The 7,887-nt window shown below is 61.2% G+C and carries 6 protein-coding genes; 5 read left to right on the forward strand and 1 reads right to left on the reverse strand.

What is annotated here, in order from left to right; genetic code table 11:
* Positions 1 to 74: 74 nt before the first annotated feature.
* Positions 75 to 524, reverse strand: coding sequence for a Cd(II)/Pb(II)-responsive transcriptional regulator (gene cadR, locus ACW9HW_RS27305; RefSeq protein ID WP_007987649.1), 450 nt, complete (start codon positions 522 to 524; stop codon positions 75 to 77).
* Positions 525 to 609: 85 nt separating this feature from the next.
* On the opposite strand from cadR, the gene ACW9HW_RS27310 reads away from it, so the two are divergent.
* From ACW9HW_RS27310 to ACW9HW_RS27330, 5 genes are all read left to right on the forward strand, one after another.
* On the forward strand, positions 610 to 2,865 hold the full coding sequence (locus ACW9HW_RS27310) for a heavy metal translocating P-type ATPase (protein ID WP_457402411.1): 2,256 nt from the start codon (positions 610 to 612) through the stop codon (positions 2,863 to 2,865).
* A gap of 16 nt (positions 2,866 to 2,881) precedes the next feature.
* Positions 2,882 to 3,745: a LysR family transcriptional regulator gene (locus ACW9HW_RS27315; protein WP_095196395.1), complete on the forward strand. Its 864-nt coding sequence runs from the start codon at positions 2,882 to 2,884 to the stop codon at positions 3,743 to 3,745.
* Between the two features lie 221 nt (positions 3,746 to 3,966).
* Positions 3,967 to 5,034: a putative 2-aminoethylphosphonate ABC transporter ATP-binding protein gene (locus ACW9HW_RS27320; RefSeq protein ID WP_095196331.1), complete on the forward strand. Its 1,068-nt coding sequence runs from the start codon at positions 3,967 to 3,969 to the stop codon at positions 5,032 to 5,034.
* A complete protein-coding gene (locus ACW9HW_RS27325) occupies positions 5,034 to 6,758 on the forward strand; it encodes a putative 2-aminoethylphosphonate ABC transporter permease subunit (protein ID WP_095196332.1) in 1,725 nt (574 codons plus the stop codon). The genes ACW9HW_RS27320 and ACW9HW_RS27325 overlap by 1 nt, the downstream gene beginning before the upstream one ends.
* Positions 6,759 to 6,797: 39 nt before the next feature.
* Positions 6,798 to 7,823 carry a putative 2-aminoethylphosphonate ABC transporter substrate-binding protein gene (locus ACW9HW_RS27330; protein ID WP_095196333.1) on the forward strand — a complete coding sequence of 342 codons (1,026 nt, stop codon included), beginning with the start codon at positions 6,798 to 6,800 and terminating at the stop codon, positions 7,821 to 7,823.
* Positions 7,824 to 7,887: the final 64 nt, after the last annotated feature.

A 7,887-nucleotide genomic window follows, 5' to 3' on the forward strand; every position in this document is an offset into this window, starting at 1 on the left:
TCAGTCAACGTTAATGTTGAATGGCTGATCGCTTTCGCGAGCAGGCTCGCTCCCACAGTGGTTTTATAGTGTTCTCAGTGGCCATGACTGCGGCCCACATGGGAATGCTCCACCTCGGTCGCAACGACCCCGCCACTTACCTCCAGCCGCTGCAAAATCCCGCATTGATCGATATCCGGCCCTTCGCTGCAGCGTTGGCGCAGGTCGAGCAGTTGTGTCTGGAGCGCCAGCAACCCATCGATCCGCGCCTTGACGTGGTGGATGTGCTCGTCGATCAGCGCGTTGACGCTTTCGCACTGGTCCTGCGGGCTGTCGCGAAAGGCCAGCAGGCTGCGGATTTCTTCGAGGGTCATGTCGAGGGTGCGGCAGTTGCGGATGAAGGTCAGGCGCTCGGCGTGGGCCTGGGTGTAGACACGATAGTTGCCGTCGCTGCGTGCCGGTTCCGGCAGCAGGTTTTCGCGTTCGTAATAGCGGATTGTTTCAACTGCACAATCCGTGAGTTTCGCCAGCTCTCCGATCTTCATGACGACGATCTCCAAAAAGGGTGCTTGACCCTATAGTGGCTACAGGGTCTTTACTTGGCAACAGGCACTTTTATGGACGAAACCCATGAGCGATTCCCTGCACACCCACAAACCCGAAGATGCTTGCTGCAGCACATTCAAACCCGTGAAGCCTCATGTACAGGGTGGCCATGGTGATACTTGCTGTTCGTCGAAAGTCGCAACGCCCTCGCTGATCCAGTTGAGCGAGGCGCCCAGTGCCGATGCGCGGCTGAGCAGTTTTCGCATCGAAGCGATGGACTGCCCCACCGAGCAAACGCTGATTCAGAACAAGTTAGGAAAACTGACTGGCGTGCAGCAGCTGGAGTTCAATCTGATTAATCGGGTGCTGGGTGTCACGCACAACCTGACGAGTACCGCGCCGATCATCGACGCCATCAAGTCCCTTGGCATGCAGGCCGAGCCGCTGGATCAGGGCACCGAAGCACCGGCAACGACACCGGGGAAAAAGCCCTGGTGGCCGTTGGCGCTGTCCGGTGTCGGTGCTCTGGTGGCGGAAGTGATCCACTTCACCAGTGCCGCGCCGAACTGGGTAGTCGCGGTTATCGCATTGATCTCAATCCTCAGTGGCGGCCTTGGCACCTATAAAAAGGGCTGGATCGCCCTGAAGAACCTCAACCTGAACATCAACGCGCTGATGAGCATCGCCGTGACGGGCGCGATCCTGATCGGGCAGTGGCCGGAAGCGGCGATGGTGATGTTCCTGTTCACCGTGGCCGAGTTGATTGAAGCCAAATCCCTGGATCGCGCACGTAACGCCATCAGCGGCCTGATGCAGATGACCCCGGAACAGGCGACGGTGTTGCAGGCCGACGGTAGTTGGGCCGCGCAAGACGTGAAAACCATCGACCTTGGTGCGCGGGTACGGGTGCGGCCCGGCGAGCGTATCGGTCTGGATGGCGAGGTGTTGGCGGGCAACTCGACCATCGATCAGGCGCCAATCACCGGTGAAAGCCTGCCGGTGGAGAAAACGGTTGGCGACAAAGTGTTCGCCGGCACGATCAATCAGGCCGGCTCACTGGAATATGCCGTGACCGCCGCGGCGAACCATTCGACCCTGGCGCGGATCATCCACGCCGTTGAACAAGCCCAGGGCGCGCGAGCGCCGACCCAGCGATTCGTCGACAGCTTCTCGAAAATCTACACCCCTGCGGTGTTTATCCTGGCCCTGGCGGTGGCGGTGATTCCGCCGCTGTTCATGAATGCTCTGTGGTTTGACTGGATCTACCGCGCTCTGGTGTTGTTGGTCGTCGCCTGTCCCTGTGCCTTGGTGATCTCCACTCCGGTGACCATCGTCAGCGGCCTCGCGGCAGCGGCACGCAAGGGCATTCTGGTAAAGGGCGGCGTTTATCTGGAAGGTGGCTACAAGCTCGATTATCTGGCCCTGGACAAGACCGGCACCCTCACCCATGGCAAACCGGTGCAGACCGATTACCTCTCGCTCGATCCCACCGCCGATGCATCGGCCCCGGTGATTGCCGCGGCGTTGGCCGGTCGTTCGGATCACCCGGTGTCGCGGGCCATCGCCAACGAGGTTGTGGATAAACAATCGGCGCCGCTGGCTGTGGATAACTTCGAGGCCCTGGGCGGGCGCGGGGTGCGCGGCGAGATCAACGGCAAGCTCTACCATTTAGGCAACCATCGCTTGGTCGAAGATCTGGGCCTGTGCTCGCCGGCGCTGGAAGACAAGCTGTTCGCCCTGGAGAAACAGGGCAAGTCGGTGGTGCTGTTGCTCGACCAGTCCGGCCCGTTGGCGCTGTTTGCCGTGGCTGACACGGTGAAGGCGTCCAGCCGCGAAGCGATCCGGCAACTGCACGAGCTGGGCGTCAAAACCCTGATGTTGACCGGCGATAACGTCCACACCGCCCAGGCGATTGCCGCGCAGGTCGGCATCGATCAGGCACAGGGTGACCTGCTCCCGACCGATAAGCTGCAAGCCATCGAAGCGCTTTATGCACAGGGCCACCACGTCGGCATGGTCGGCGACGGCATCAACGACGCCCCGGCGCTGGCGCGTTCGGAAATTGGTTTCGCCATGGCCGCCGCCGGCACCGATACCGCCATCGAGACCGCCGATGTCGCCCTGATGGACGACGATCTGCGCAAAATCCCAGCCTTCATCCGTCTGTCGCGGCAGACATCGAGCATCCTCAAACAGAACATCGCCCTGGCATTGGTCATCAAGGCGATCTTTCTTGGGGTAACCTTCGCCGGGCTCGCTACCATGTGGATGGCAGTGTTTGCCGACATGGGCGTGAGCCTGTTGGTGGTGTTCAACGGTTTGCGCCTGCTGCGCAAATAGAAGAAGAGGGATGGTTGTGCTGAGTGCCGAGCTGAAGGCGTTTTACATGGTTGCCCGCCTGGGCAGCATTACCCTGGCAGCGAAAAAGCTCGGCCTGAGCCAGCCGACGGTGACGACTCAGATTCGCAACCTCGAAAGCCAGTACTCGGTGGAACTGTTCTACCGTGGCGGGCGCCGTCTCAGCGTCAGCGACGAAGGGGCGCGCCTGCTGCCGATGGTCAAGGCGTTGATGCAGCAGGAAGCCGACATCGAGTTTTTCCTGCGTAACAGCGGCCAGGGTCAAGGCACATTGCGCATCGCCGCCACGGCGCCGTATTACATCCTCGATCTGGTGAAGACCTTTCGCGAGCGCTTGCCGCAGGTGGAGGTGTCGGTGGAAATCGGCAACTCCCAGCAGGTACTCGAAGCGCTGGAGGAATACCGGGTCGATGTCGCGGCGTCGTCGCAGTTGCTGGAGGATGCGCGGTTGATCCGGCGGGTGCTCGGCAGCGATCCGCTGGTGCTGGCGGTGCATCGCAATCATCCGTTGGCGGTCCACGACCATGTACCGCTCAGCGCGCTGGCCGGACACACATTGTTGATGCGCGAACCGGGCTCGACTACCCGGCGCATGACCGAAGAGTTGCTGGCCGGCGCCGGAGTGGGTGTCGGGCCGTTGCTGGAGATCGGCAGCCGCGAGTCGATCCGCGAAGCGGTGTTGCGCAACATCGGCATCAGCCTCATCGCCCGCCAGGAAGTGCCCCACGATCCACAGTTGCGGGTGCTGAGCATCGAGAATGCGCCCTTGCTGCCGGAGTATTTGTATTGCCTCAAGGAGCGCAAAAACGCGCGGTTGCCGGCGGCGTTTCTTGGGGTGGCGCAGGAAATGTCTCCGGCCTGAGATTTCGATTGCCTATGCTGGCCTCATCGCTGGCAAGCCAGCTCCCACAGGATTGTGCACGACTTGTGGGAGCTGGCTTGCCAGCGATGGCGGCAGATCAGACAACACAAAACTTGAACCAAAAATCCCGAATACCACTATCGGCCGATTTTGCCTCACTGCCACATGACGGACGCATTACAACTCTAGGATGGCCTTCATCTGTTAGATGAGGTCCGTCCATGAACAATTCGATCCTGACCAATCCCGGCGCACCCATGAAAGTGCGCGGCGTGCACAAGCGTTTTGGTGCCTTCACTGCACTGGACAACGTTTCCCTCGACGTGGCGGCCGGTGAATTGGTCTGTCTGCTCGGGCCGTCCGGTTGTGGCAAAACCACCTTATTGCGTTGCATCGCCGGTCTTGAACGGCAGGACCGCGGCGAGTTGTACCTGGGCGACCGTGACGTTTCCCACCTGGCCCCGCAGGCTCGGGACTACGGCATTCTGTTTCAGTCCTACGCGCTGTTTCCCAATCTCACCGTCGAAGCGAACATCGCCTACGGCCTGGCCGGCAGTGGTCGCGATGAAGTGCGTCAGCGTGTCGGGCAGATGCTCGAACTGGTCGGCCTGAGTGGCAGTGAGAAAAAGTACCCGGGCCAATTGTCCGGTGGTCAGCAGCAACGGGTCGCGCTGGCTCGGGCCTTGGCACCGGCGCCGTCGTTGTTGCTGCTGGATGAACCGATGTCGGCCCTCGACGCCCGTGTCCGCGAGCACCTGTGTACCGAACTGCGTCAACTGCAACGGGAGCTCGGCGTTACCACCCTGATGGTCACCCACAATCAGGACGAGGCCATGCTGATGGCTGACCGCATCGCCGTGATGAACAACGGCAAGGTCGAGCAGTACGCCACGCCGCAGGACATCTACAACCGCCCGGCCACGCCATTCGTGGCGGAGTTCGTCGGCCAGGGCAACTGGTTGCCGTTCCACAGCGGCAGCGACAGTCACGCCCGGGTCGGCGGGATGAACCTGCGCCTGGCCGAGGGCAGCGCCAAGACCGCCTCGGGCCGTTTGTTCTGCCGCCCCGAAGCCATCAACGTCAACCCCGTGGTGCACGAAGAAAACCTGTTCCCGGCCAAGGTTCGCGAAATCACCTTTCTCGGCAACCGCTGCCGCATGAGCTTCGAGCTCGATCAACTGCCGGGTCACGCTTTACTGGCCGAACTGGCACCGGACGCCATGCCACGTCTCGGTGCGCAGCAGATCATGGTTGCCTTGCCACCGCGCAGCCTGCAGGTGTTTGCCTGATGAGCGCGAACATCGCGCTGCCGCTACCGCGCAAGCAGGTGCGGCCAGTCTCTCGTGCCGAGATCGGTGATCGGCTGTTTGTGGTTGGCGGCAAAGTCCTGTTGCTGGTGTTGCTCGGCGTCGCTGTATTGATGCCGTTGCTGGCCATTTTCTGGCGCGGTTTCAGTTCCGAAGCCGGGCAGGGCGGTGGCTGGCTGGCGGCGCGGGAATTGATGACCAGTGCCAACTTTCACTGGCTGCTGGGCAACAGCCTCAAGGTATCCCTCAGCGTCGCGGCCATTGTCGTACCGCTGGCCTATCTGTTTGCCTACGCCCTGCAACGCACGCTGATTGCGGGCAAAGGCATCTGGCGCGGGATCTCGTTGCTGCCACTGATGGCGCCATCGATGCTGCCGGGCATCGCACTGGTTTATCTGTTTGGCAATCAGGGCATGCTGCGCGGTTTACTCTCGGACAATATCTACGGCTTCTGGGGCATTGTGCTGGGGGAGGTCATCTACACCTTCCCACACGCCTTGATGATTCTGCTGTCAGCCCTGTCCCTGGCGGATGCGCGTCTGTTCGATGCCGCGTCCAGCATGGGCGCCGGTCCGGCTAAAGCGTTTCGCAGCATCACCTGGCCGGCGACGCGCCAGGCGGTATTCGCCGCGTTCTGCCTGGTGTTCACCTTGACCATTACCGACTTCGGCGTGCCCGTGGTGGTCGGTGGCGACTATCAAGTGCTGGCGCTGGAAGCCTACAAAGCCGTGGTCGGTCAACAGCAGTTCGGTCGCGGTGCATTGATCGGCATGGTGTTGCTGTTGCCGGCGCTGTTCAGCTTTGGTGTCGATGCCTGGTTGCGTCGGCGTCATGGCGACTCCATGAGTGGCCGCGCCCAAGTCTTCAAGCCGGCGCCGTCGAAGCTGCGCGACGGCTGTTACCTCGCCATCGTGCTGCTGATTTGCGCTGCGTTGCTGCTGGTGTTTGGCATGGCAGTGTTCTCGTCGCTTGTGAAATTCTGGCCATACAACCTGTCGTTGTCTTTGAACCACTACCAGTTCAACGACACGGCGGGCGGTGGCTGGCTGGCCTACGGCAACAGCGTGAAGATGGCGTTGTGCACGGCGCTGATCGGCAGCGTGCTGATCTTCACCGGTGCGTACCTGATGGAAAAAACCAAGGGCCAGCGCGGACTGAATCTGACCCTGCGCATGCTCAGTTTCGTACCGATGGCGGTACCGGGTCTGGTGCTTGGCCTGGGTTATGTCTTCTTCTTCAACCTCACCGGCAATCCGCTGCACGTGCTCTACGGGACCATGACCCTGCTGGTGGTCTGCACCATTGCTCACTATTTGACCACCGCACAAATGACTGCGACCACCGCATTGCGCCAGCTCGACGCTGAGTTCGAAGCGGCCGCACTGTCGCTCAAGGCGCCGCTGTACCGGCATTACCTGCGGGTCACCGTGCCGATTTGCCTGCCAGCGCTGCTGGACATCGTGCGCTACCTGTTCGTTTCAGCCATGACCACCGTCTCGGCAGCGATCTTCCTTTACAGCCCCGACACCATCCTCGCGGCGGTGGCGGTACTGAACATGGACGACGCCGGCAACGTCGGCGGCGCGGCGGCGATGTCGACCCTGATTCTGTTCACCTCGGCAGGCGTGTCCCTGCTGCTGGCCTGGGCTTCGCGCGGCTTGCTGCGCCGTTCGCAGGCCTGGCGGCAGACCACGCCCGGTCATTGACTCCGTACACACCCCTCAACTCAAAAACAGGAAAAGATCATGTTCAAGCCTATGGCCCTGGCCGCCGCTGTCCTCACCGCTTTCAGCCTGAACGCCTTTGCGGCGAAAACCGAGTTGACGGTGTACACCGCCCTCGAAGCCGAACAACTGAAGACCTACAAGCAAGCGTTCGAAAAGGCCAACCCGGACGTAGAAATCAAATGGGTACGTGATTCCACCGGCATCATCACCGCCAAGCTGCTGGCGGAAAAGGCCCGCCCTCAGGCTGACGCGGTCTGGGGCCTGGCCGCTTCGAGCCTGGCCATCCTCGACCAGCAAGGCATGCTGCAAAGCTATGCGCCGAAGGACCTGGGCAAAATCGGCGGCAACTACCGCGATGCCGCCAACCCGCCAGCGTGGGTCGGCATGGACGTCTGGGCCGCGACCATTTGCTTCAATACCGTCGAAGCCGAGAAGCAAGGCCTGACCAAACCGGTGAGCTGGCAAGACCTGACCAAGCCTGAGTACAAGGGCAAGATCGTCATGCCTAACCCGGCTTCGTCCGGTACCGGTTTCCTCGACGTCAGCGCCTGGTTGCAGACCTTCGGCGAGAAGCAGGGCTGGCAGTACATGGACGACCTGCACCAGAACATCGGCCAGTACGTTCACTCCGGCTCCAAGCCCTGCAAACTGGCAGCGGCGGGTGAATTCCCGATCGGTATTTCCTTCGAGTATCCGGCTGTGCAACTGAAGCGCCAGGGTGCGCCGTTGGACATCATCCTGCCGAAAGAAGGGCTGGGCTGGGAGATCGAAGCGACTGCCGTGATCAAGGGCACGCCACATGAAGACGCGGCAAAGAAACTCGCGGACTTCTCGGCCAGTCCTGAGGCGATGGAGTTGTACAAAGAGAACTTCGCCGTACTCGCCCAACCGGGTATCGCCAAGCCGCAGACCGAATTGCCGGCTGACTATGAGCAGCGTTTGATCAAGAACGACTTTGCCTGGGCGTCGAAGAACCGAGACGAAATCCTGACCGAGTGGCGCAAGCGCTATGACGGCAAGTCCGAGAAAGTGGCGGCCAAGTAAGATCTTCATCGTTTGACAGGGCCTCTTCGCGAGCAGGCTCGCTCCCACAGTGGGATGTGGTCAC

It is taken from the genome of Pseudomonas sp. SDO5532_S415 (assembly GCF_054071155.1).